The following is a 23,689-nucleotide window of genomic DNA, read 5'->3' on the forward strand; positions in this document are numbered from 1 at the left end:
TTGTCTGACACCCCGCTTTCGCGAGCAAGCCCGCTCCCACATTTTAATCTTCATCTGATTCAGGACTGCGCTTGCTTGGGCGACCGTCCTCGCAGCGCCTGCTATCATGCGCGGCACCCCCACCGCACAGGATCGCGCCGTTTCCCATGGATTACCGCAAACCCTCCGACCGCAAAAGCATGCATTCGCGCATCGTCCAGGAACTGGGCATGCAGATTGTCTCGGGACGCTTCAAACCGGACGACAAGCTCCCCGCCGAGGCCTTGTTGTGTGAGGAATACGCGGTCAGCCGGCCGGTGCTGCGCGAAGCCACGCGCGTGTTGGTCGCCAAAGGCCTGGTGTATTCCCGTCCGCGAGTCGGCACGGTGGTGAAGCAGCGCAAGGAATGGCACATGCTCGACCCGGACGTACTGCACTGGTTGATGCAAAGCAGTCCGCAAAACCAATTCTTCGACCTGCTGACCAGTGTGCGCAGCATTATCGAACCGGCTGCCGCTGCCCTCGCCGCGCAGTTCGCTACCGATGCGGACATCGCCTCCATCGGTGAAGCCTACCAACGCATGGAAGCCGCACCGACTCCCGAAGCACTGCTGCAACCGGACCTGGATTTCCACAGCCGGATCGCCGATGCAACGCACAATGACCTGCTGGCGAACCTGTGCAACATGCTGTCAGTCGCCATTGCCGAAGCGTTGAAGCATTCCAACCAGCGGCCGAATCTGCATGAGCTGGCACTGCCACGGCACAAGGCGATTCTGACGGCGATTGAAAACCGCGATGCGCTCGGTGCACGTCATGCGACGCTGGTGCAGCTGGATGATGCGCGCAGTGCGTTGAATGTGGTGCTCGGCACTGATCCTTCCTAATCATCACAGATCAAAAAATGTGAGAGCGGGCTTGCTCGCGATTGCGGTGTGCCAGTCGACACGTGTTTTGACTGGCACACCGCAATCGCGAGCAAGCCCGCTCCCACAGGGACTGATGTGAATATCAAGTATAAAAAAAGCCGCGACCCTAAGGTTGCGGCTTTTGTGTTTCTGATCGGGGATCAGTGAGCAAACAGCGAGTTGCCCTTCTGGCCCGCCAGTTTCTCCGGCTTGATCAGGAACCGCGCCAACGCTGGCAGCAGCCATAGCGCGCCAAACATGTTCCACAGCAACATGAAGGTCAGCATCAGGCCCATGTCGGCCTGGAACTTGATGGCCGAGAAGATCCAGGTGCACACGCCGATGGCCAGGCACAAACCAGTGAACAGGACGGCTTTACCTGTGGACTTCAGCGTTTGGTAGTACGCCTCTTGCAACGGCAGGCCGGCACGCAGGAAGCTTTCCAGACGGCTATAAATGTAGATGCCGTAGTCCACGCCAATCCCCACGCCGAGCGCCACTACCGGCAGGGTCGCAACTTTTACGCCGATCCCCATGAACGCCATCAGTGCGTTACCGAGCACAGAGGTCAGCACCAGTGGCAACACGATACACAAGGTCGCCGCCCACGAACGGAAGGTGATCATGCACATGGTCGCGACGCAAATGTAGACCAGGATCAGGATGGTCAGCTCGGATTCCTTGATCACCTCGTTAGTGGCCGCCTCAATCCCGGCGTTACCGGCAGCGAGGATGAATTCCAGGCCTTCCTTGTTGTTCTCCTTGGCGAAGTCCTGCACCGCATGGACCGCGCGATCCAGCGTTGCTGCCTTGTGATCGTTGAGGAACACCAGCACCGGCGCGAGCGAGCAACTGTTGTTGTACAGACCGTCGGCACGGGCAATGGAGTTGTTAAGCACGTCCGGGTTGCGAGACAGGGTTTCCCATTTCAGGTTGCCCTCGTTCATGCCCTTGATCATTTGCTTGGACACGGTCACCAGGGAAATCGCCGATTGAACGCCCTCGGTGTTCTGCATCTTCCACATCAGCTCGTCGATCGGCGCCATGGCTTCGTAGCGCGAGCAGCCTTCGGACTTGGTCTTGACCATCACCACCAACACATCGGAGCTGGTGGAGTAGTTGCTGATGATGAAGTTGTTGTCCTTGTTGTAGCGCGAGTCCGGACGCAACTCTGGAGCACCCTGGTCCAGGTCGCCGATTTTCAGGTTCTGGCTGTACCAGAGGCCGCCACCGAAGGCCAGCAAGGCCAGGATGATCGAGACCGGTGCGACTTTCGGGCTGGCAAAGCTCGACAGCAGGCGCCAGAACGGATGTTCGCGATGTGCGTCTTTCTTGCTGCGCTCAACGGCGCGTTTGCTGATGCCAACATAGGAAATCGCGACGGGCAGCAGGATCAGGTTGGTGAACACGATCACAGCCACGCCGATGGACGCGCCGATGGCCAGCTCGCGAATCACGCCGATGTCGATGATCAGCAGCGTGATGAAACCCACCGCATCCGCGAGGATCGCGATCATCCCCGGCAGGAACAACTGACGGAAGGTGCGCCGCGCAGCAGTCAACGCGTTGTCGGCTTCGCTTGACTGCAGGGCGATACCGTTGATCTTCTGTACGCCGTGGGAAATACCGATGGCAAAGATCAGAAACGGCACCAGCATCGAGTACGGATCAAGCCCGAAACCGAAGAAGTGCATCAGGCCGAGTTGCCAGATCACCGCCACCAGTGTGGTGCTCAACACCGCCACGGTGCTGCGCATGCAGTTGGTGAACCAGTACAGCAGGATCAGTGTGATGACAAAGGCGACGCCGAAGAACATCACCACCATGACCAGGCCATCGATCAGGTCGCCGACTTTCTTGGCGAAACCGACGATGTGGATCTGCACGTTGGGGTTCTGTTTTTCAAACTTGTCGCGGATCTTGTCTTCCAGCTCATGGGAAAACTTGCGGTAGTCCAGCGCCAGCAACTTGCCCTGGTCCTGCGGGTCCGGGTAGGACTCCAGCAGCGGGATGTCGACGATGCTCGACTTGAAGTCATTGGCCACCAGACGCCCGACCTGCCCGGACTTGAGCACGTTGTTGCGCAGCAGGTCGAGGCTTTGCTGGGAGCCGTTGTAGCTCTGCGGAATCACTTCACCACCGGCGAAGCCCTCCTCCGTCACCTCGGTCCAGCGTACGCTCGGACTCCACAGCGACTTCAGGCCGGAGCGGTCGACACCCGAGATATAGAACACCTCGTCGTTGATCTGACGCAGGGTCTCCATGTACTCCTTGGAGAAGATGTCGCCGTCGGTGGCTTCAACCGAAATGCGAACGGTGTTGCCCAGGTTCGCCAGATCGTTGCGGTGCTCCATCATCTTTTGAATGAACGGATGATCGAGCGGGATCATTTTCTCGAAGCTGGTGGACGGCCGGATCAGCGTCGCCTGCCAGAACAGGAAAACACTCACCAGCAGACAGATCACGATCACTGCCGGGCGGTTGTTGAAAATCAGGCGCTCAAGAAACGTCGCCTTGTCTTGGTGATGGCTGCTCAAGGATGTCATAGACCCGCCTTCTTATTATTTGCCCGGCTCATTTGGACGACCCGTTTTTTCCATTCTCTGCGCCGGCGCCGGTTGGCGAGGTGACGCGGACGCCGCCCTGTCCTGCGAGGATCAGATTGCCGTTGCCTGCTGCGGTGACCGCCGCGACGGAAATGCGATCCGGGCGATTGAATACGCTGAAGGTTTCGCCATTATCGTTGCTGCGGATCACGCTGCCACCGTTGCCGACGATCACGATTGAGCCGTCGTCGAGCAACGTTGCGCCGGACAGACCGAACTCGAGTGCGCCGCGGGTCGCTTTCAGCTCGACCGGCTCCCAGGTGCTGCCGAAATCGGTGGAGCGAAACAGGTTGCCGCGCAGACCGTAGGCCAGCAGCGTGTTGGCTTGAGCGGTGCCGATCAGGCCGAACAGCGAACCTTCGTATGGACCTTCAAGCTTTTCCCAAGTCTGCCCCCAATCAGCGGAGCGGAACATGCTGCCCTGCTCGCCGACGATGAACAGTCCGGCATCCTTGACCGCGGCAATGCCGTTGAGGTGGTACTGGTCTTCGTTATCCAGGCGGTCGCTGGCATCTTCCCAGTTCTTGCCGCCGTCGGTGGTTGTCAGCAGTGCACCGTATGCGCCCACGGCGAAGCCCCTGTTGGCGTCCTGGAACCAGACGTCAAGCAGCGGCGATTCGCGTTTCAGGTCTTCGTATTGTTTGGTCCAGGTGACGCCACCGTCCTCGCTGGCGAGGATCTGCGCGTCATGGCCGACAGCCCAGCCATGTTTGTCGTCGACGAAATAGACCGAGGTCAGCAGTTGCCGGGTCGGCACCTTGGCTTGGGACCAGGTCGCGCCCTGGTCATCGGAATACAGAATGTGCCCGCGATCGCCGACTGCCACCAGGCGCTTGCCGGCGTGCACGACGTCGAGCATCAGGCTTTTGCTGGCCTTGGCGGATTCAACGGAATAAACAACGTCGGATGCTGGCGCCGCGGCGGCCAGCACAGGTGCCGACAACACGGCACAGCCCAACAGCGAGAGCGCTGTAGCCAGCAACGCGAATTTGCGCAGTGCCAGCGGGCGGCAGATACCCACACCCATGACAGGCTCACTCATAGACCTTCCCCCATTATTATTGTTCGGTCGTTCAACCTTTCAGGGCGCCGTTAGGGGTGCTCATCGGGATTGAATGGTTAGGAGCATAGTCCTGAAACCCGCAATCCAGAGCCCCTTCGGAAGCTGGCTTATCCTATCGGGGTTTGGAAAGGTCTGACAATCGACGCCACGTTATCTTTTGTTAACCTGGGGTGGATGTGTCTGGGGTGAATAAGCGGGTATTCCGCAGGATGATGGGTGAGCGGTTTTTGTGAGTTATCAACCTGCCAGTTCTCTAGAGTCAGAATTTACTCCTGACGAAGACAAGTAATGGTTCATTTAATAAGCGGCTCCTCATCCAGCCAGTCTCTTCAAATCAACACCCACACCCAGGCTTCGACGCCGATTTCAAAAGAAATGGAAACTGTTTGCCAAGGTAAAGCTGAATTCGTGCTGACCAAAGAAAACAGACAAGCCGAGTTCGCTACTTCAAAAGGTTTCGTCAAGACGTCTCAGTTCTTTGACACCGTACCGCGCTCTTACTCGAGCGCCACTACCGCTTCGATTTTGTCGTCCGATCAGATCAAGGCTAACGTAAAAAACAATCTGAACACCGCGCAGACCATGCACAACCTGATAAGAGAGGGATATCAACTCGCCCAACACAAACCTGAAAGCACCTCGCCGCGCATAGAACTCGCCACGCGCATTCAGTCCAGCTTGAGTGAGGCTGTCAACGATCGTCTGTCCATACTTGCCGGTCCGGTTGGCTTGGTCGTAGACAGCAGCAATATCACATCCTCCACCCCTGTTACATGCAGCGTGGATCAGTGGCTACAGCAACATGACAGACCGGATTGCTACATTGTCCTGAACGGCAACAACGACGAAACCTATGTCTCGTTCATCGCTGAAAAACTCGCGAAAAGCGAGCACATCAATTTTATTACCAGTGGATTCGGTGGCCACGGCACGACGGATCGTCATGCGATTGCGACCAACAAAACCGAAGGAGACCGCTTCAAAGAATTGCTGATGGAAAAAGGTATCGACCCACAGCGGATCACCGTTGACCCGTTCTCGACCAACAGCGGCCAGAATGCGATTAACGTCGCTGACATCATCAACCGTGACATTCAAGATGGAAAACCTTTAAGCACGGTGGTTGTCAGTGGTACGCCCGCCGCGGTCTTTCGACAAACCTATACCTACGCCCAGCAACTCAAGGTCAACAGCGAAACGTCGTATCAGATCGAATCATTCCCGTTCTGTGACGAGGCCAAGTACACCACGCTCGCGGATAATCTGGCGGTGATCAGAGAGTTCTCTAGCACGCTGAATTATTTGTTCAACACCCAGTACCTTCCGAGTAACGCGGGTGTATACCCTGATGGGTTTTTTACCTCGGCTCAGGACTGCCTGGCTACGTTCGCTGATAAATTGACGGCGGACTACCCAAAAGATGCTGCTGACAATGAAGAGGTTGTCAGCGCCATACGAACAATCGACCAATCGATGATTGAGCGATTCAAGTCGGGGCAGTTGACCTCGGAAGACAAAACAGCCGTACGTAAAGTCGACGACTTTTTCAGGTCTCTCTTCAATCCGCTGGAACTCACCTTCAATCGCGGCACCGTGTAACCCAAAAAAAATGCCCGTATCGAAAGAAACGGGCATTTCAGATTCAGCAGCCTTTGCGAACAAACTCGCTCACACCGGCATCACGCCAGGCTTTTGCTGACCACTTCAAACACATCGCTAGACAGCTGACCCGAAGCACGAATCCGCTCCAGCTCACCTTTCATCAGCGCCTGACGAACATCGTCATACTTGCGCCAGCGCGTCAGCGGCGCCAGTTGGCGCGAAGCGATCTGCGGGTTGAAGCCGTTCAACTCGATCACCAGATCCGCGAGGAAGCGATACCCGGAACCATCCGCCGCATGGAAGTTGATCAGGTTCTGTCCGGCAAACGCACCCACCAGCGCCCGCACCTTGTTCGGGTTCTTGAGGTTGAACGCCGGATGCTGCATCAACGCCTTGACCCGGTCCAGACCACCCGGCAACGTGCTGCCCGCCTGAACACTGAACCACTGATCCATGACCAGCGGGTTGTCCTTGAAGTGTTCGGCAAAACTGGCCAGCGCTCGCGCCTTGTCTTCTTCGAACGACGAGTTGACCACTACCGCCAATGCCGTCAGGCGCTCGGTCATGTTGTCGCTGGTCTCGAACTGCTCAAGCGTTGCCGCCAGAACTTCTGGCTTGCCACTCAACATCAGGTACGACAACGCAATATTCTGCAACGCGCGACGAGCAAAGTGCTCCGCCTCGGCCACATACGGGGTTTGTTTCGACAGATCGCGGTTGGCCTGGTAACGCAGCCACAACGCCTCGAACAAACCGGCTGCCAATTGCTTGCGGGCAAACTCGCGCGCGATGTGGATGGCGTCGACGTCTGCCACTTCGCTGATCTCGGTCAGATACGCCTCACCCGGCAGCGAGAGCATTTCGGCGACCATCGCCTGATCCAGCGTCTCGTCCGACAACACGGTGCGCAACGCAGAAACCAGACGTTGATCCATCACCAGCTTCTCGCCCTTCTGCTGCTGGGCGATCAGCTCCTGCAACACTTGAACCGACAATTGCTGACCCGCATCCCAGCGATTGAAGCCGTCGCTGTCGTGCTGCATCAGGAACATCAACTGATCGCGGTTATACGGGAAGCTCAATTTCACTGGCGCCGAAAAACCGCGCAGCAACGAAGGCAGCGGTTGTTCAGCGATGTCGACGAAGGTGAAGGTCTGTTCGGCTTCAGTCACCGAAATTACCCGCGACGTTCCCTTGGCGCTGGCTTCGCCGGACAGACGCAAGTCAATGGCTGCGCCTTTGGGATCCAGCAGGCCCAACTCGACCGGAATCACGAACGGCAGCTTTTCAACCTTGTCCGGGGTTTCCGGGCAGCTCTGGCGGAAGGTCAGGCTGTAGGTTTTCGCGGCGGCGTCGTAGGACTCGCTCACTGCCAATCGCGGCGTACCGGCCTGGCTGTACCAGCGTTTGAACTGGGTCAGGTCGACACCGTTGGCATCTTCCATGGCTTTGATGAAATCGTCGCAGGTCACGGCCTGGCCGTCATGGCGTTCGAAATACAGGTCGCTGCCTTTTCGGAACCCTTCGGCGCCGAGCAAGGTGTGGATCATGCCGACCACTTCCGAGCCCTTTTCATAGACGGTCAGGGTGTAGAAGTTGGAAATCTCGATGAAGCTGTCCGGGCGCACGGCGTGGGCCATGGGACCTGCGTCTTCGGCAAATTGGTGGGTACGCAGGTAAGCCACGTCCTGAATGCGCTTCACAGTGGCTGAGTTCATGTCGGCGGAGAAGCCCGAATCACGGAACACGGTGAAGCCTTCCTTCAGCGACAACTGGAACCAGTCACGGCAGGTCACGCGGTTGCCCGACCAGTTGTGGAAGTATTCGTGGGCAACGATCGCTTCCACACGCTGGTGCGCGGCGTCGGTCGCGGTTTCGGCGCGGGCCAGCACGGCGCTGGAGTTGAAGATGTTGAGGCCCTTGTTCTCCATGGCGCCCATGTTGAAGTCGTTGACCGCCACGATCATGAAGATGTCCAGGTCGTACTCGCGACCGTAGACCTCTTCGTCCCAGCGCATGGACTTCTTCAGGCTGTTCATGGCGTGCTGGCACTTGTCGATGTTTTCCGGTTCGACGTAGATGCGCAGCGCCACGGAGCGCTCGGTCATGGTGGTGAAGGTGTCTTCAACACACCATAAGTCCCCCGCCACCAGCGCAAACAGGTACGCCGGCTTCATGAACGGGTCTTCCCACGTGGCCCAATGACGACCCTCTTCGCCCGGACCGCTGGCAATCGGGTTGCCGTTCGACAGCAGCACCGGGTAGCTGTGCTGTTCAGCAACCACCGTGGTGGTGAACTTGCTCATCACGTCCGGGCGGTCGAGGTAATAGGTGATCTTGCGGAAACCTTCAGCTTCGCACTGGGTGCAGAACATGCCGCTGGATTTGTACAGGCCTTCCAGCGCTGTGTTGGTTTCCGGGTGGATCCTGACGCTGGTGTCGACCGTAAACGTGGTGCTGGTCGGGTGCAGGGTCAGGTGATTCTCGCTCAGTTGATAATCAGCATCGCTCAGCTCGCGATCGGCAAGGGTTACCGACAACAGTTCGAGTTGCTGACCGTCCAGCACCAGCGGCGGCAAGCCCGGGCCGCGTTCAGGGTTACGGCGCATCACCAGTTGCGCATGGACCAGGCTGTGGTCCTCGAACAACTCGAAGGTCAGGTGCGTCTCGTCGATCAGGTACTCGGGCGCCTGATAGTCTTTCAAATAAATCATCTTCGGTTGTTCGGTGCGCATGCTGGAGTCCTTACTGATGCACGGCGAGCTGATAAGCCGTGTACTTACGAATATTGATCACGCCAGTGTCGAAAATCAGGTATTGGCCCTTGATCCCCAGCAGCGTGCCTTCGGCAATCGGGTTCTTGTCCAGGTTGAAGCTGACAATCTTGGCCGGGTATTGATCGACCGGATAACGGATTTCCAGCGGTTCCACGTCGGCAATGGTCTGGATCGCCTGCAGGCCAAATCGTTCCTGCAAGGTTTGCAAGCCTTCGGCACAGCTTTCAAACAACTGATCTCGAACCTGCGCCAGATCGACCGAAATCGCCTCGCCCTTGAGTAAAGCACGCCAGTTGGTCTTGTCGGCGACCTGACTGCGGAACAGGTCTTCGACGAACCCCGACTGCTGGCGGGTAGAAACACGCATGATCGGCAACGCCTGACGGGCGCCCTGGTCGATCCAGCGGGTCGGCAGTTGGGTGGCGCGGGTAATTCCGACTTTCACCCCGGACGAGTTCGACAGATACACAATGTGATCGGTCATGCAGAACTTCACGCCCCACTCCGGTTCACGGCAAGTGCCAGCGTCGTAATGGCAACGCTCCGGACTCATGATGCACAGATCGCACTGCGCCAGTTTGGTCATACACGGGTAGCAGTAACCCTGGCTGAAACTGGTTTTGGTCTTGCGCCCGCAATGGGAACAAAAGATCGCCCCCAGGTATTCCAGACGAATTGTAGAACCGATCAACGGATTGACCGGCACCTCGACCTCGCCCAGACGAAACGCGTACTGCACGTCGGACCCGTCAAGGCGAGCCGACATTTTACTGATTGCACCGCGGCCGATCTCGATCAATGGATGGCATCCGACTTGAACAGGATATTCGGCACGGTGATCGACTTGGAGCTGCACTCCTGCGGGCCCATGTAGCCCGTACGCTCTTCTTCTGGAAGGTTCTGGACCTCCCAGGCGATCATCGCCTGCAGCGACAGTTCGCGTTGCTCGGCGGTGAGTTTGCCACCGTCCGACCACTTGCCGATTTCCACCGCCAGTTTCAGGCTCTGGTAGATGTCCGGGGTGATGTTTTTGATCATTTCGTTAAAAGAGGACATCAAGGTCTCCGCGCTCTTTGATTCACATTCGATTTTGGACGGCCAGTTTACGGCGGTTGTACAAACCACCCAACAGACCGGTCAGGCATCCGACGAGCAACCCACCGACGTGGGCGGCATTGGCGATTTCACCGAAACCGATCATCGAGACCAGCCCGGACAGGCACAGCAGCAGCCATATCAGCATCATCACCAGCACACCGCGCGGCAGGCGATAAGCCCGATTCGGCGACAGGATCTGGAAGATCCAGCAATGCCCGAGCAGGCCGTACAGCACCCCGGACAACCCGCCAAACAAGGTCGGGCCGCTAAAATAAAACTGGGCATAATTGGACACCAGGGCGAACAGCAAGGTCAGGCCGATCAGGTTGATGCCACCCTGACGCGACTCGATGCGCCGCCCCAGCTCCCAGTACCACATGCCGTTCATTGCCAGGTGCAGGAAACCAAAGTGGATCAGCATCGGCGTCACCAGACGCCACCACTGCCCTGCCGCCAGGCTATCGGCCAGTGGCGTGAAGTGGATGTACTCGCCCACCACCCGGAAATCGAGGAAGGTGAACCAGCGCATCGTGTCGAGGTTTTCGCCCAACAGCGTCACCGCACCTACGATCAGGCTCAGCAACAGCACCAGCGCCGTCGCTTTGGCGTGGCGCAATTGCTCGACGAAACCGGGGCCCTTCAAGGTGTTCGCCACCGGAATATCCAGTTGCTGATCGGGATCACCCGCCGGAAAACGCTCGTACAATGCACGCACGTCTTCACTGATGTTGTCTGGCACCCAAAGCACCTGCTCGCCCTGCTCTTCGCTGACCCGATGCGGCACCTGCATGCGTTGCAGCAGTTTGACGAACCCGCTCAGATCCACCGCCAGCGGCAGGCGTAATACGGCAACGGCGCTCATCGCAGCACCTCGGGCCGTTCGACATCGACCCAGACAAACTTGTGCGGATCAAGCCGGGTTTCCTGGTCCAGGCGATAGGCAACCAGTTTGCCGTAGAGCACAGCGCTGTAATCCAGGCAGGCCAGGTTCGGGCGGATCGGCGCCGGTTTACCGCTGCGCCAGTAGTGGCCGACGAACAACAAAGGTTCGTCGACGCCATAGCGCAACAAGGTGTTTTTCTCGGTGGACGACAGCGGCGTTCGGGCCACCGGGTCCGGTAAGGCGTCGGGCTGGAACACAATGTCTCCGTAGGTTTGCGGGTCGTCTTCCCAGAACTTGGTGCGGAAGAACGAGCGCGTCAGGCCATCGCCGCTGGTCATGGTCAAGCCGTCTGGCAAACGCATGTCGGTGCCACGCAGCAAGCGGTCGAATACGGTGCAGGCGAAACTGCCAGGAATTGCGGAGGCCTGGAGGAAATGCTCATCGACGCAACCATCGGGAAACAGCGCGCGCAACGGCTCGATCAGGCCCGCGTCCCAACAGGCATGCACCACGCGAAAGCGCCCGGCATCCACGAACAACGGCAACTCGTAGAACCATTGCTGGAAGTCATGCCAGTCGCCGGGGTGATCTTCAAACTGGGTCAGGGTTTCACCCAGCAGGCGCGCATGACGCGGGGTGTGTTCCCGGACGAACTGCTTGCCGCTGCCCGGAGGCGCCGGCGTGCTCCAGCCGAGCGCGTTGAATTCGTGGTTGCCCATGATGCACAAGGCCTGGCCGGCCTCGACCATGTCGTGGACGATGTGCAGCGCCTCGCGTATCCGCGGGCCACGGTCGATGATGTCACCGACGAACACCGCCATGCGCGACGCATGCCGCCAGACGCCACCTTGTTTGTGATAACCGAGCTGGTCGAGCAAGTGCTCAAGGGTCAGAGCGCAACCGTGCACGTCACCGATCAGGTCGTAACTTCGCGCGGGATCGAGCATCAGTCGCCTCCACCCCCCAGCTTGCTGCCCCAGCCGAGCTTGGTCCGGCAGACTTCGTAGTAGTTGTGGTCGAGCGGATGAATGAGCCGCAGCTTCTGCGCTTTCTTGCTGATGGTGATGGTGTCACCTGGCGCGCACGTGAAGTGGTTCTGCCCGTCACAGGAGACTTGCGGGTAGATCTGCATATCCTTGGACACGACGATTTTCAGCTCACTGTTGCCATCGACCACAATCGGCCTCCCCGACAAGGTATGGGGGTACATCGGCACAATCACAATAGCGTCGAGCTTGGGGTGCATGATCGGGCCGCCTGCCGACAGCGCGTAAGCGGTCGACCCGGTCGGCGTGGCGACGATCAGGCCGTCGGCCTTCTGGCTGCAGACGAACTGGCCGTCGATGTACAGCTCGAATTCGATCATGCGCGTCGATTTGCCGGGGTGCAGCACCACGTCGTTCAGTGCATCGCCCTGGCCAATGGCTTCGGCGTGGCGCCGGACTTCCGCCTGCAGCAGGAAGCGGTTTTCCACCAGGTAGTGGCCGTCGAGCACTTCGGCGACTTTTATTTCGAGCTCGTCCGGACGAATATCGGTCAGGAAACCCAAGCTGCCCCGGTTGATGCCGAGGACCGGAATATTGTGCCGGGCCATTGCGCGTGCGGCGCCGAGCAGGCTGCCGTCGCCGCCGACCACAATCACCATGTCACACACTTCGCCGAGCATCTTGCGCGAAGAGGTTTGCAAGCCATGACCCGGAAGTACTTCGGCGATGGTGTCTTCGAGGATCACGTGCAGGTGACGATCGAGCAGAAACCGTTTCAGTCGGCGGACGGTATCCAGCACCTGAGGGCTGCCCATGCGACCGATGATGCCGATATTACGAAATTGCTCCATGGGGCTCCTATTGGGACGCGGGGGCCTGCGACGGCGAAAAACACGATTATGGGCGAAAGCGCGGGATAGACAAAATCCTTTCAGCCACAAGGGTGTACTCATGTTTAGGGCTATGCTCGCAAGATGATCCTATTTCCCGATTTGCTGCCGTTACCCCACCAGTTGCGCCACCCGGAAGTGCGCGACCTGGCGTGGGTCATCCTCGCGCCGCCGATGCTCGAAGTCACGCCGTGGCCGCAACGCCATCCGCTGGCCGGCAGTGACTGGGTGCAGGCGCCGGAACGGCTGGAGCTTTGGCTGCGGCAACTGGACCGCGACAGTTATGACCTGCTGCACTGGCTGGCCCAGGCCCGGACCCGGCGCTTGGGTCTTTACTATGAACGGCTGTGGCAATACGCCGTGCACCATGCGCCGGGCATCGACCTGATTGCCGCCAACCTGCCTATCCGCCGCGAGGGCCACACGCTGGGTGAGCTGGACATGCTGCTGCGCGATCGTGACGGCGTCCATCATCTGGAACTGGCGATCAAGCTTTACCTCGGTCCGCAGCATGGCGACGGGCATGACACCGCGCAGTGGCTTGGCCCTGGCTGCCATGATCGGCTGGACCGAAAACTGGCGCACCTGAGTCAGCACCAACTGCCGATATCCGCGCGACAGGAGAGCCGTGAAGTGCTGGCAGCGCTGGACATCCAGCAATTCAGTGCGCATTTGTGGCTGGGTGGGTATTTGTTATATCCGTGGCCGGGAAAGTCTCATTCACCAGACGGCGCGCATCCGCAACATTTGCGTGGCAGTTGGCTGCATCAAAAGGACTGGAAGGATTTTGTCGCGCAGCGCCCGTTCGGACGCTGGCAACCCCTGCCCCGCCATGCCTGGCTGGCGCCGGCGCATTATCCGGTGGAACAGACCTGGAACACCGAGCAGTTGGAGGCCTGGCTCAGCGATCTCGAGCCGCTGGCGCCGGCGCAGTTGCTGGTGCGGTTGGTCGAGAATGCCGACGGGGACTGGGAGGAAGCGGAGCGGTTGTTTCTGGTAGCGGATCTTTGGCCGAATGTGCCGGGCGGTGGCTGAGCTCCGCGGCGTCTGGGCCGGCCAAACGAACAATCGCACCGTCAACGCAACCAGCAAAAGAGGCACCGTCAACAAAATCCCGACCACCACATAACCCGTCAAACCTTTTTGTGCTGCTCGACCCACTCGCCATAAGCGTTGATGAAGCTTTGCAAAAACGGCTTCACCGCCTCGGACAGCCTCCCCGTCTCGTCGAAGGCCGAACCGGCGCCGCTCAGGTAGGCTTCCGGTTGCTGCATGCACGGGACATTCAGGAAAACCATGGACTGGCGAAGATGGTGGTTGGCGCCAAACCCGCCGATGGCCCCCGGTGAAACGCTGATCACCGCCCCAGGCTTGCCACCCCAGGCGCTCTTGCCATAGGGCCGCGAACCGACATCGATCGCATTCTTCAGGGGCGCCGGTACCGAACGGTTGTATTCCGGGGTGACGAACAGCAACGCGTCGGATGAACTCACCTGTTGCCGGAAAGTGCTGTAGGCTGCCGGCGGTGTAGCGCCATCGATATCTTCGTTGTAGAGCGGCAGGTCGCCGATTTCGACGATGTTCAGTTTGAGATTCGCAGGCGCCAGATCGGCTAAGGCCAACGCGACCTTGCGATTGATCGATTCCTTTCTCAAGCTGCCGACCAGAACGGCGATCGTGTAGACGTTGCTCATGGAAGATTCTCGACTGTCCGATTAAAGAGCTTGTAGTTATAGATGATGATTCACACAGCGGACGGCTGAAAATGCCGCCCCTGACTATTTTTTTCCTGTAGGAAAACTTACCTCGCCCAACCACGGTCTACAGAACCGCAAATTGAGTGATTTATCTCCAGAGGTTCTAAGCAGATGGCAGCAGTACTCGTCGGTCAGTTCCATGCAAGAGACGCGGAAGGCCGTGTCTATTCCGTGCATGAGTTCCAGGAATCCAACCCGTCGGCAGACGGTCTCGCTGGCTCCGTGCCTGTCACCACTTACAAGCTGGCCATTGGCGATCGCGTAAAGAAGCTCGATGACAACCAGTTCTTGCTGGTGCAATCGGATGTCACCATCGTTCGCGAACCCGATACTTACATTGCCGGCGTGCCGGAAACCAACGTCGCTTCATAACCTTGCGTTATGAGCAGAAGTCTTATGCGCGGACTTGGGTTAGGATTCAGCCACTGACTCCCTTACCTGCTGAACATGGACTTCACGCATGCGTTTACGTCATATCGAAGTGATACAGGCGCTTCTGCAGACCGGTCACCTGGGCACCGCCGCCGAATGGTTGCAGCGGCCAGTGGCCGAGGTCGAAAGTATTCTGCGTGACGCTGAGAGTCAGTTGGGTTTCATGTTGTTTTCCAGCGTGCGTGGACGCTTGCAGGCCACGCGCGAGGCGCGGGAGTTGCAGGTCGAAATCGCCCACGTCTACGAAGCGCTCGAACCGGTACAGCGCCTGGCCAACAGCCTCAAGCAATATCAGGCCCCGCCCCTTCGCATCATTTGCACGCCGCCCCTGGCTCAACAGTTGTTGCCCCAGAGCATCGCGGCCCTGCGCCGGCGTCTTCCCGACGTGCCCTGCAGCCTTTTGAGCCAACCCACCCGTGACATCGTCAGAAGCCTGCTGCTGCGCGAAAGCGATCTGGGCCTGAGCCTGCACGATCCCGATCACGCGGACATTCATTGTCAGGTCATCGCCCAAGGCAAACTGCAGTTGCTGGCACCTCATGGCTGGCTACAACCGAAGCAGAAGTACATTTCGCTGCAGGACCTCGCGGGCCAGTCAATGGTCGGCCTGGAAGGTCATGATCCGCTGAGCCCGGCGCTCGATAACAAACTGCACGGCTTGCGCCCTGCGCCCGTCGTCCACACACGGGTTCAGACGCACCAAATGATGCGCAGCATGGTCGAGGCCGGGGAAGGTCTGGCCATTGTCGACCCGTTCACCGCGCTCGGCGCCAAATCCGCGGGCCTGGACGCCTGCCCGTTGGCGCCCGCCGTACCGATCAGTGTCTACGCCCTGAGCTTGAAGAACAGCGAGCCTTCCCCGGCCGCTCAGGCATTGCTTGATATCGTCACGGAACAAGCCGTGGCGATGTTGGCGAGCTGATCGGGTGTTCCAGCGGATTATCGAACAATCGATACCAGAATAAGGCGATCTCGGCGGTGTTGGGGTCGATGCCGCGATAGCGCAGGTGATCGATTCCGCCGATGACGTAACCGCTGCGCTCATACAATCGGCACGCCCCCAGGTTGTTGTTCTGGGTTTCGAGCATGATACCCGGCAGTTTTTTCTTGCGACTCCAGAACTGCGCCACGTCCAGCAGCGCCTTGGCCACACCATGCCGTCGGGCCGGTGCATGCACCGCCAACTCGTCGATATGGGCAAAGCCGTTCCAGTTTGTGCTGATCACCAGGTGACCCACTGGCTCATCATCAAGATAAGCCATGAAAATCGCGCTGTCGGCGGCATCGCGGAAACTGCTGAATTCCTCGGGATCAATGCCGTAGCACTTGCGGTAAGGCGTTATAGGCGTCACCGGCCACTGTTCCACCGATTTGCCAATTTCGGCAGCGCCATAGGCCGCGACTTCAAAACTGAAATCACTGCCCCAGATGTAGGCCGCGAAACCATCGTCGGCAACGCGCACCGACAGCCCTGGATATTTCGGATTCATGACCGGTTGCATACTGGGAAAGGTCCTCATTCCTTGATGCAATCGACGGTGTAATCCCGTCCATTGCCCTCATCTTCGTGTTGCAAGCCGTGCACATCGGCGACAAACCCCGGGAAACTGCTGTCAAACGTGCGGGCAAACGCCAGGTAATCGATAATCGAGCGGGTCGACTCGGTGAAGCGTTCGCCGGGCATGATCAACGGGATCCCCGGCGGGTATGGCACCAGCATCACCGCGGCGATGCGGCCGTCCAGCGCATCGATCGACACCGCTTCCACCTCGCCCCGCACCAGTTGATCATAGGCGTGCGCAGGCTTCATGGCGATTTCCGGCAGCACTGTGTACATGCGCTTGAGATGTTTGGCCGTGGCATTGCTGCGGTAACAGGCATGCAGTTGATCGCACAGATCTCGCAACCCCATGCCCTTGTAACGCGCACCGTCCTGCTGCGCCACGCACGGCAAGCAGGTCGAGAGGCTGACGTTGGCGTCATAGCTGCGCTTGAACTCCAGCAACTCGGTCAGCAGCGTGCTCCATTTGCCCTTGGTGATACCCATGGAAAACAGCACCAGGAATGAATACAAACCGGTCTTCTCGACAACGAGCCCGCGTTCCCAGAGGAATTTGCTGACCACCGCCGCCGGGATCCCCCGTTCACTGAGCGCACCGCCCGCCGTCAGGCCCGGCATCACCAGAGTGACCTTGATCGGATCGAGCAAAACATAGTCGTCGGTCACGCCACCAAAACCGTGCCAGTCGGCATCGGGCTGCAGCAGCCAGTCTTCGGTGACGACACGCTCGATACCTTCCACCGACGGTGGCTGCCAGATGGAAAACCACCAGTCATCCGCCGCTATGTGCTGCCTGAGGTTGGCCAGCGCCCGACGGAAACTCAAGGCCTCGTCGAACATTTCCTGTAACAAGGAACGACCGGCCGGGCCTTCCATCATGGCCGATGCCACGTCCAGCGAAGCAATGATGCTGTACTGCGGCGACGTGGAGATGTGCATCATGAACGCTTCATTGAAGCGGTCGCGGTCCAGTTGCCGCGCGCCGCCGTCTTGCACATGAATCATTGAGGCCTGACTGAACGCCGCCAACAGTTTGTGCGTGGAATGGGTGGTGAACACCAGCGGGCTGTCTTCGCTGCGGGAAGTGCCCATGCCGTAACGCCCGGCGAAGAACGGATGAAACGCCGCGTAGGCATACCAGGCCTCATCGAAATGCAGCACTTCGACACTGTTGCCCAGGCTTTGCTTGATCAGTTCCGCGTTGTAACAGAGGCCGTCGTAGGTGGAGTTGGTCACCACGGCCAGTTTGACTTTGGGCGCGCGGCCCTTGGTCAGCGGGCTGGCGTCAATCTTGGCCTGGATCGATTCGCGGCTGAACTCGCTCAGCGGAATCGGCCCGATGATCCCCAGTTCGTTGCGTTCCGGGCACAGGTACAGCGGAATTGCACCGGTCATGATGATTGAGTGCAACACCGACTTGTGACAATTGCGGTCCACCAACACCAGGTCATCGCGAGCAACCATGGAATGCCAAACGATCTTGTTGGCCGTCGAAGTGCCGTTGATCACGAAGAAAGTGTGATCGGCACCAAAGTTGCGCGCCGCTCGTGCTTCGGCCTCGGCCAGCGGGCCGGTGTGATCGAGCAGCGAACCCAGTTCCGGCACCGACACCGACAAATCCGAACGCAGGGTGTTTTCTCCGAAAAACTGGTGGAACGCCTGCCCCACCGGGCTTTTGTGATACGCCACACCACCGCCATGCCCGGGCGTGTGCCAGGAATAGTTGGAGTCGGCCGTGTGCTGCACCAGCGCCTTGAAAAACGGTGGTAGCAGACCATCCAGGTATTTTCGCGCCGCTCGCGCAACCTGCCGCGCCAAAAACGGCACGGTGTCTTCGAACAGATAAAGAATACCGCGCAGTTGATTGAGTTCGTCCATGGCGTCGGCCGGGGCGTTTTCCAGCGTCACTTGCTCGCCCAGGGCGAAGATCGGCAAGTCCGGCGCACGCACCCGCGCCAGGCCGATCAGTTCGGCCATGTTTTGCAGCAGATGGGAATTGGCGCTGGGGTCTTCGGCGGCGATCAACATGCACGAGAGACCGTGATGGGTCGACGCGACCAGCCGTCCCTCGGTGTAATCCACCGCCGAGACAATGCTGAAGCCTTCCTGCTCCAGCTCCCGGGCGATGCCACGCACGCGATCACCGGCAACGGTGTCGGCCTTGATGTCGCGATGGACGATCAGGACCGGGAATTTCAAATCTTTATACATGGGGCTCAGTGTCCTGAGGCGGCAGACCGTGGCCTGCCAATAACCTCAGGGTAGAGGGTTGAGGCGAATGTGGCGAGAGGGGATGCCCTGAAATGGGTCATTGGGGCGCGGTAGGCTTGATCAAGATCTTTTTCGAAGGACCTACGCCTGAGCTTCAGCCTCGGCGAGTTGAACCCACAAAGCCGGGGCGCCGGCAGATTTGGCAATGGCTTCCATCCGCGCCACGTGCCGGGCCAGATCGTCTTCGCTGGCGCGAATGATCCGCGTCAGCTGACGATCGAACGGCAAGCGGCGGATTTCGGTGGCGGAGTTGTCTGCACCTTCACCGGAGCCATTGCCATCAGATGCGTTGCCGGCCAGCGACAGGCTGGTCTGGCCACCGGTCATGGTCAGGTAAACGTCGGCGAGAATCTCGGAGTCGAGCAAGGCGCCGTGGAGTTCACGGCCAGAGTTGTCGACGCCATACCGTTTGCACAACGCATCGAGGCTGTTGCGCTGCCCGGGGTGACGTTCCCGGGCCATCATCAGGGTGTCGAGGATCGAGCAGTGCTGCGTGATGTCCGCACGATCGTGCTGGCCCATCAAAGCAAATTCGTTGTTGATGAACCCGACGTCGAACGCCGCGTTATGGATGATCAGCTGCGCGCCCTTGATGAACTCGAAAAACTCATCGGCCACTTCAGTGAAACGGGGCTTGCCCACCAGGAATTCGTTAGTGATGCCGTGGACGCCGATGGCGCCTTCGTCACTTTCGCGATCCGGTTGCAGGTAAACGTGGAAATGCCGGCCCGTCAGGCGCCGACCGATCAACTCGACACAACCGATTTCGATAATCCGGTGGCCGTCGGTCACCGGCATGCCGGTGGTTTCGGTATCGAGTACAACGGATCTGGTGGCCATCAGTGCTCAGCTCTCAACGGGTCAATCGTGCAAAAGCGGCGATATTAACACGCTCGCGGGGGTCTTTCAGGTACACCGTGTCGACCCATTCGCGAGCAAGCCCGCTCCCACACTAAAACGATGGCGCACCCACCTTTTGACTCCGTTGGAGATCGAATGTGGGAGCGGGCTTGCTCGCGAAGAACGCCACGCGGTGTAGCGGCGGAACCAGAATCAAGCCTGCTTATACCCGCGCACTTCATCCACGCCACGATTCGCCAACTGGTCCGCCCGCTCGTTGCCGTGATGCCCGATGTGCCCGCGCACCCATTTCCAGGTGACGTTGTGACGGTTGACCTGCTCATCCAGCAGCTTCCACAGGTCAGCGTTTTTTACCGGTTCTTTCGCCGCCGTTTTCCAGCCGCGTTTTTTCCAGTTGTCCATCCACTCGTTGATGCCTTTCATCACGTACTGCGAGTCGGTCACCAACAGCACGTCGCAGGAACGCTTGAGCTCTTCCAACCCGCGGATCGCGCCCATCAGCTCCATGCGGTTGTTGGTGGTATTGGCTTCGCCGCCCCAGAGTTCTTTTTCCACGCCCTTGCACACCAGCAACGCGCCCCAGCCGCCAGGGCCGGGATTGCCCTTGCAGGCGCCGTCGGTGAAGAGTTCTACGCTATCGCTCATGCCAATCTATCCAGAAAATGCGGTGGCTCGCCGATCAGCGATCGACGATGCCCGAGGCCGGGGTAAACCCGGCCGGGAATAAAAACAGCTGTTACGGTTCGATATTGCGCCGGTTAACCTTGGCCATCGGCAGGGGAATCAGCTTGCCCATCGGTTCGCGACGCTCCTGACGAAGCGGGCGCAGGCCCACCACAATCTTGCGCGCGACTAATAAATAGAAGCCGCCGCCAGACAATTGCCAATCACCGGCCTTGCGCTCCCAGCCGGCCAGACGGGCTTGCCAGGCGGGGGACGCAAGCGGCGGACGATAGCACCCGAAGCGGCGTTTCTCCAGCGCGAAGCCCAGCAGATTCAGCCAGTCGCCGACCCTCGACGGCGAAATGCAGCGAGCCTTGCGCAGGGCGTCATGGGCAAATACGTGGCGCAGACCCCAGGTGCTCCAGGGGTTGATCCCGACAATCAGCAAATGCCCGCCGGGACGGACGCTGCTTGCGGCCTCTCGCAGCAAACCGTGGGGCGAGAGGCAGAAATCCAGACCATGCTGCAACACCACCACATCGGCGGCGTGCTCGCTCAAGGGCCAGGCTTGTTCTTCACAGACAATCTCGACACCCGGCAATGGTGCGCCGAGCCGCACGTTTCGCTGGACCTGCGGTGCCGACGGCGGCGTCTCGGCCGAAGGACCGTAATGCACCAGATAGCCACCGAAAAAGCGCCCCAACTCGTCTTCGAGCATGCGACGCTCTTCGTCCAGCAGAAATTGCCCGAGGGGACCGGACAGCCATTCACGGGCCGCGCTGATCAAGGCCAGCCAGTCAGGATCAGCCTGAGCGAACGCTTCATCAATCATTGCATTCTCCAACGCGCCAGGAAGTTCTAAGATGCGCCATTGTTTTCCGCTTGGCGAATCCGACAATGATACAGATCACAGCCCTGCCCGCCTTCACCGACAACTACATCTGGTTGTTACAAGACCCCGACAACCGGCGCTGCGCCGTGGTTGACCCCGGCGATGCCGCGCCGGTTCAGGCCTGGCTTGCCGCCAATCCGGGCTGGGTGCTGAGTGACATTCTGATCACTCACCATCATCACGACCATGTCGGCGGCGTCGAGCAGCTGAAAAAAGCGACAGACGCGAAGGTCTACGGCCCGGCCAGCGAAACCATCCCTCTGCGGGACGTCGCGCTCAAGGACGACGATCGCATCAATGTGCTCGGCTGCGACTTTGAGGTGCTCGCCGTTCCCGGCCATACCTTGGGGCACATCGCCTTCTATCATAAAGGAACGCTGTTTTGCGGCGACACCCTGTTCGCCGCCGGTTGCGGGCGCCTGTTCGAAGGCACGCCCGAGCAAATGCACACCTCGCTGACACGCCTCGCCGCGTTGCCTGAAGATACGCTGGTCTACTGCACCCACGAGTACACTCTTAGCAACCTTAAGTTTGCGGTAGCAGTCGAACCCGGCAATTTGCATACCGCCGAACGTCTGGCAAAAGTCAGTCAACAACGGGAAGCCGGGATCATCACGCTGCCATCGACGATCGCTCTGGAAAGGCTGACAAACCCGTTTTTACGTACCCACGAAACATCCGTTAAAGAAAAAGTGGACGAACGGAACGGCCCTGACAACCGTGCTTCCGGTGCGGTTTTTGCTGCTCTTCGCGCCTGGAAAGATAAGTTCTGACAGGAACTGCCGAGGGCGCTGAAAATCTGAATGGTTGACCGCACGGGGTGCGCTTTCTAGAATCGCCCGACATTTTTGCCCGGAACATACTTCCAGCCAATGTCGTCATCCATACGTAAAGCCATCAATTCAGACGCATTGACCCGCTTGGCTCAAGCCATAGCGGTGGCTGTGTCCGCCACTCTGGCGGGCTGTTCCAGCCATGTGCCGCAGACCGACGCGGCCCACACCCCGAATATCGCCGCTCGAGCCAAACAGAAGCCTATCTGGCTCAGCGAAAAGCCGACCCCGCAAATTCCACAGGACGTCTGGGAGCGCATGCGCCAGGGCTTCCAGTTGCAGGAAGGCCTGGGCGTCAACCCGCGCATCGAGCAACAGCGCCTGTGGTTCGCCAGCAATCCATCTTTCCTTGAAAACGCCGGCGAACGCGGCAGCCTCTATATCCATTACATCGTCGAACGCCTTGAAGAGCGCAACATGCCGCTGGAACTGGCGCTGCTGCCAGTGATTGAAAGTGCCTATAACCCGATGGCCTACTCCCGTGCCAATGCGGTTGGCTTGTGGCAGTTCATTCCCTCGACCGGCCGTTACTTCAACCTGCGCCAGACCAACCTCTATGATGGCCGCCGCGACATCACGGCCTCGACCACCGCGGCAATGGATTACCTGACGCGTCTGCACGACATGTTCAACGGCGACTGGTTGCTGGCCCTCGCGGCCTACAATGCCGGCGAAGGCACGGTCAGCCGGGCCATCGAGCGTAACGAAAAGCTCGGCCTGCCAACCGACTACTGGAACCTGCCGCTGCCGGCCGAAACCCAGGCCTATGTGCCGAAGCTGCTGGCCTTGTCGCAAGTGGTTCTGGCGCCGGAAGCCTACGGCGTAAACCTGAACCCGATCGCCAACGAACCGTACTTCCAGGTCGTCGAAATCAACCAGCGCATGGACCTGTCCAAGGTGGCCGCGGTGGCCAACATTGACGAAGACGAGCTGTTCCAGCTCAACCCCGCCTTTAAGCAGCGCACCACCACTCTGGACGGTCCTCAACATTTGCTGGTGCCGACGTCCAAGGCGCAGCTGCTGACCACCAGCCTGTCGACCATGCGTCCCGAAGAGTTGATCAGCAAGAAGCCGCTCAAGCCGGTTTTCGAAGGCGCAGACGATGCCCAACTTGCCACCCTCAAACGCGCCTACCGGGTCAAACGTGGCGACAACCTCGGCACGATCGCAAAAGCGAACAAGGTCGAAGTCAAGGACCTGCAGCGCTGGAACCAACTGACTGGCAAGGACCTGAAAGTCGGCCAGACGCTGGTGATGCAGGACAAGACCAAACGCAGCACCGGGCGCGTCAACACCTTAGTGGCGGCCAACTCCAAGACGAAGACCCAGAAACCGCAGACTCAATACAAGGTCCAGCAAGGGGATTCGCTGTACATCGTGGCCAAGCGTTTCAACGTTGAAATGCAACACCTCAAGCGCTGGAATCCGCGTGTCGGTCAGGCCCTCAAGCCTGGACAGATGCTGACAGTCGCTTCGCCGCATTAAAACTGTAGGAGCGAGCTTGCTCGCGATGGACCCGAGAGCGCGGCGGGGTATCAGGCTACCAGCGTTATCGTCGACGGCCATAGCGAGCGAGCTCGCTCCCACAGTGGCCATCTTAACCCCGTCTTTTTCCTGTCCATACAAG

21 protein-coding genes are annotated in these 23,689 nt (G+C 59.1%); 7 read left to right on the forward strand and 14 right to left on the reverse strand.

Going from position 1 to position 23,689, the window contains the following annotated elements:
• The first annotated feature begins 146 nt into the window (after window positions 1-146).
• Window positions 147-866 carry a FadR/GntR family transcriptional regulator gene (locus tag ACYZT9_RS14770; RefSeq protein ID WP_084320617.1) on the forward strand — a complete coding sequence of 240 codons (720 nt, stop codon included), beginning with the start codon at window positions 147-149 and terminating at the stop codon, window positions 864-866.
• Window positions 867-1,048: 182 nt separating this feature from the next.
• Here ACYZT9_RS14770 and ACYZT9_RS14775 read toward each other — a convergent pair whose 3' ends face one another.
• Window positions 1,049-3,433: an efflux RND transporter permease subunit gene (locus ACYZT9_RS14775; protein ID WP_462006175.1), complete on the reverse strand. Its 2,385-nt coding sequence runs from the start codon at window positions 3,431-3,433 to the stop codon at window positions 1,049-1,051.
• A gap of 28 nt (window positions 3,434-3,461) precedes the next feature.
• Window positions 3,462-4,535, reverse strand: a complete 1,074-nt coding sequence (locus tag ACYZT9_RS14780) for a WD40/YVTN/BNR-like repeat-containing protein (RefSeq protein ID WP_462006176.1) — start codon at window positions 4,533-4,535, stop codon at window positions 3,462-3,464.
• Window positions 4,536-4,844: 309 nt separating this feature from the next.
• Between ACYZT9_RS14780 and ACYZT9_RS14785 the strand changes: the two genes are divergently transcribed.
• Entirely contained in the window at window positions 4,845-6,155 is a 1,311-nt protein-coding gene (locus tag ACYZT9_RS14785; RefSeq protein WP_462006177.1) for an ElyC/SanA/YdcF family protein, read from the forward strand.
• 80 nt (window positions 6,156-6,235) lie between these two features.
• Here ACYZT9_RS14785 and pepN read toward each other — a convergent pair whose 3' ends face one another.
• The 6 genes from pepN to ACYZT9_RS14815 are packed head-to-tail and all read right to left on the reverse strand — an operon-like array spanning window position 6,236 to window position 12,753.
• Window positions 6,236-8,893, reverse strand: a complete 2,658-nt coding sequence (gene pepN / locus ACYZT9_RS14790; RefSeq protein WP_462006178.1) for an aminopeptidase N — start codon at window positions 8,891-8,893, stop codon at window positions 6,236-6,238.
• 10 nt (window positions 8,894-8,903) lie between these two features.
• Complete coding sequence (locus ACYZT9_RS14795) at window positions 8,904-9,734, reverse strand: DUF2797 domain-containing protein (protein ID WP_462006179.1); 831 nt, start codon at window positions 9,732-9,734, stop codon at window positions 8,904-8,906.
• Window positions 9,731-9,991 (reverse strand): YeaC family protein, encoded by a 261-nt coding sequence (locus tag ACYZT9_RS14800; protein WP_253427769.1) that lies wholly within the window; start codon window positions 9,989-9,991, stop codon window positions 9,731-9,733. The genes ACYZT9_RS14795 and ACYZT9_RS14800 overlap by 4 nt, the downstream gene beginning before the upstream one ends.
• Before the next feature lie 22 nt (window positions 9,992-10,013).
• Window positions 10,014-10,895, reverse strand: coding sequence for a rhomboid family intramembrane serine protease (locus ACYZT9_RS14805; RefSeq protein WP_462006180.1), 882 nt, complete (start codon window positions 10,893-10,895; stop codon window positions 10,014-10,016).
• Window positions 10,892-11,866 carry a metallophosphoesterase gene (locus ACYZT9_RS14810; RefSeq protein WP_462010226.1) on the reverse strand — a complete coding sequence of 325 codons (975 nt, stop codon included), beginning with the start codon at window positions 11,864-11,866 and terminating at the stop codon, window positions 10,892-10,894. The genes ACYZT9_RS14805 and ACYZT9_RS14810 overlap by 4 nt, the downstream gene beginning before the upstream one ends.
• Entirely contained in the window at window positions 11,863-12,753 is an 891-nt protein-coding gene (locus ACYZT9_RS14815; RefSeq protein WP_462006181.1) for an NAD(+) kinase, read from the reverse strand. Before ACYZT9_RS14815 ends, ACYZT9_RS14810 begins: the two co-directional genes overlap by 4 nt.
• 123 nt (window positions 12,754-12,876) lie before the next feature.
• On the opposite strand from ACYZT9_RS14815, the gene ACYZT9_RS14820 reads away from it, so the two are divergent.
• On the forward strand, window positions 12,877-13,827 hold the full coding sequence (locus ACYZT9_RS14820) for a DUF1853 family protein (protein ID WP_462006182.1): 951 nt from the start codon (window positions 12,877-12,879) through the stop codon (window positions 13,825-13,827).
• 98 nt (window positions 13,828-13,925) lie between these two features.
• Here the strand turns inward: ACYZT9_RS14820 and ACYZT9_RS14825 are convergent, their stop codons facing one another.
• Window positions 13,926-14,486, reverse strand: coding sequence for an NADPH-dependent FMN reductase (locus ACYZT9_RS14825; protein WP_462006183.1), 561 nt, complete (start codon window positions 14,484-14,486; stop codon window positions 13,926-13,928).
• A gap of 174 nt (window positions 14,487-14,660) precedes the next feature.
• Between ACYZT9_RS14825 and ACYZT9_RS14830 the strand changes: the two genes are divergently transcribed.
• Window positions 14,661-14,921 (forward strand): hypothetical protein, encoded by a 261-nt coding sequence (locus ACYZT9_RS14830; protein WP_462006184.1) that lies wholly within the window; start codon window positions 14,661-14,663, stop codon window positions 14,919-14,921.
• Window positions 14,922-15,009: 88 nt separating this feature from the next.
• Window positions 15,010-15,903, forward strand: a complete 894-nt coding sequence (locus tag ACYZT9_RS14835) for a LysR substrate-binding domain-containing protein (protein ID WP_462006185.1) — start codon at window positions 15,010-15,012, stop codon at window positions 15,901-15,903.
• Here ACYZT9_RS14835 and ACYZT9_RS14840 read toward each other — a convergent pair.
• The 5 genes from ACYZT9_RS14840 to ACYZT9_RS14860 all read right to left on the reverse strand — a co-directional run bounded on the left by ACYZT9_RS14840 (window position 15,869) and on the right by ACYZT9_RS14860 (window position 21,169).
• The gene (locus tag ACYZT9_RS14840; protein ID WP_462006186.1) at window positions 15,869-16,483 is read right to left on the reverse strand and encodes a GNAT family N-acetyltransferase; all 615 of its coding nucleotides are present in this window, start codon (window positions 16,481-16,483) and stop codon (window positions 15,869-15,871) included. The two genes, ACYZT9_RS14835 and ACYZT9_RS14840, sit on opposite strands and share 35 nt — an antisense overlap.
• Window positions 16,484-16,497: 14 nt before the next feature.
• The gene (locus tag ACYZT9_RS14845; RefSeq protein WP_462006187.1) at window positions 16,498-18,753 is read right to left on the reverse strand and encodes an Orn/Lys/Arg family decarboxylase; all 2,256 of its coding nucleotides are present in this window, start codon (window positions 18,751-18,753) and stop codon (window positions 16,498-16,500) included.
• A gap of 141 nt (window positions 18,754-18,894) precedes the next feature.
• On the reverse strand, window positions 18,895-19,653 hold the full coding sequence (gene dnaQ / locus ACYZT9_RS14850; RefSeq protein WP_462006188.1) for a DNA polymerase III subunit epsilon: 759 nt from the start codon (window positions 19,651-19,653) through the stop codon (window positions 18,895-18,897).
• 213 nt (window positions 19,654-19,866) lie between these two features.
• Entirely contained in the window at window positions 19,867-20,319 is a 453-nt protein-coding gene (gene rnhA, locus ACYZT9_RS14855; protein WP_008028618.1) for a ribonuclease HI, read from the reverse strand.
• A 91-nt stretch (window positions 20,320-20,410) separates the two neighbouring features.
• Window positions 20,411-21,169, reverse strand: a complete 759-nt coding sequence (locus ACYZT9_RS14860) for a methyltransferase domain-containing protein (protein ID WP_462006189.1) — start codon at window positions 21,167-21,169, stop codon at window positions 20,411-20,413.
• A 65-nt stretch (window positions 21,170-21,234) separates the two neighbouring features.
• Here ACYZT9_RS14860 and gloB point away from each other — a divergent pair, with 65 nt between their 5' ends.
• Complete coding sequence (gene gloB, locus ACYZT9_RS14865) at window positions 21,235-22,002, forward strand: hydroxyacylglutathione hydrolase (RefSeq protein ID WP_462006190.1); 768 nt, start codon at window positions 21,235-21,237, stop codon at window positions 22,000-22,002.
• 99 nt (window positions 22,003-22,101) lie between these two features.
• Window positions 22,102-23,547, forward strand: coding sequence for a transglycosylase SLT domain-containing protein (locus ACYZT9_RS14870; protein WP_462006191.1), 1,446 nt, complete (start codon window positions 22,102-22,104; stop codon window positions 23,545-23,547).
• Window positions 23,548-23,689 lie beyond the last annotated feature (142 nt).

This window comes from Pseudomonas sp. ZT5P21 (assembly GCF_054897785.1).